Origin of the sequence: Aquabacterium sp. UBA2148 (assembly GCF_002328915.1) — a bacterium.
GTDB classification, from domain to species: Bacteria; Pseudomonadota; Gammaproteobacteria; order Burkholderiales; family Burkholderiaceae_C; genus Aquabacterium; species Aquabacterium parvum.
In genome coordinates, this window is the sequence record NZ_DCXA01000064.1 from 1 (window position 1) to 1,133 (window position 1,133).

General features: G+C 66.2%; 3 protein-coding genes. All 3 read left to right on the top strand.

What is annotated here, in order from left to right; all coding sequences use genetic code 11:
* On the top strand, nt 1–197 hold a 197-nt coding region (locus B2W70_RS03615), incomplete at its 5' end, for a CPBP family intramembrane glutamic endopeptidase (RefSeq protein WP_349677431.1).
* A 102-nt stretch (nt 198–299) separates the two neighbouring features.
* On the top strand, nt 300–545 hold the full coding sequence (locus tag B2W70_RS03620; RefSeq protein WP_058088501.1) for a DUF3297 family protein: 246 nt from the start codon (nt 300–302) through the stop codon (nt 543–545).
* A 260-nt stretch (nt 546–805) separates the two neighbouring features.
* Nucleotides 806–1,133 (top strand): FAD-dependent oxidoreductase (locus tag B2W70_RS03625; protein WP_286742948.1); only part of this gene is annotated, 328 nt, incomplete at its 3' end.

Here is a 1,133-nt window from a genome sequence, read left to right on the forward strand (position 1 = left end):
TGGCACTGCCCGCCACCCTGTTTGGTCTGGTCCACCTGGCGGGCGGGCCGAAGATGGCCGCCCTGGCCACGATCGTCGGCCTGGGCAGCGGCTGGGTTTTCGCTCGCACCGGCCGCATCGAGACCGCGGTGTTGACCCATTTCAGCGTCAACGCGGCGCACCTGCTGGCCTTCAGCTACCCCGCTCGCCCGGGCTGAGCCCCCACCACACCTGCGGCTCGGTACACTGTCGCCCTTCGCGCAGGCGCCCTCAGGCGCCGCCACCTTGCCCACACCCAGCCCAGCCGGGCACCGAACACCATGAGTCAGACCGAACGCCCCGAACTGCCCGACCGCCTCTCGATCGACCCGCGCAGCCCGCACCACGTCGCTGCCGTGTTCCAGCATGACATCGGCATCCGCTTCAACGACAAGGAGCGCAACGACGTCGAGGAATACTGCGTCAGCGAAGGCTGGGTCAAGGTGCCCGCTGGCAAGACGCTGGACCGCAAGGGCCGTCCCATGTGCATCAAGCTCAAGGGCAAGGTCGAAGCCTTCTACCGCTGACGCACCTTCAGCGTGCCTTGCTGCCTCACACTCGGGGCAGCAAGACCAAAAATGCACCGCGACGGTGCATTAAACCCGTTCATGAACCTGCTCTGCCTGCTGAAGCAAACCGGCACGGCGCTTGCATGAGTTGACGCATCCGACCCGGTGGTGAAGTCGCCCCGGTCATGCACGACTCCCGCTGACGACGGCGGACTCAGTCGGCACTGGCGTTTCACGTCGGTCCCCACCTGCACGTCCTCGTCTTCTCTGGAGCAATCATGAAAATCGTCGTTGTTGGCCACGGCATGGTCGGCCACAAATTCCTGGAAAGCCTCGCCGAAACCGGCCTGACCGGCGCCCAGGTGACCGTGCTCTGCGAAGAGCCCCGCCCCGCCTACGACCGCGTCCACCTGTCGGCCTACTTCTCGGGCACGACCGCCGAGGAGCTCTCCGTCGTTGAACCCGGCTTCTTCGACCGCACCGGCTTCGACCTGCGCCTGGCCGCCCGAGCCGCCCAGATCGAGCGCCGCACCAACACCGTCACCACCGTCGATGGCGAAGAAATCGTCTACGACAAGCTGGTGCTGGCCACCGGCTCGAACCCCA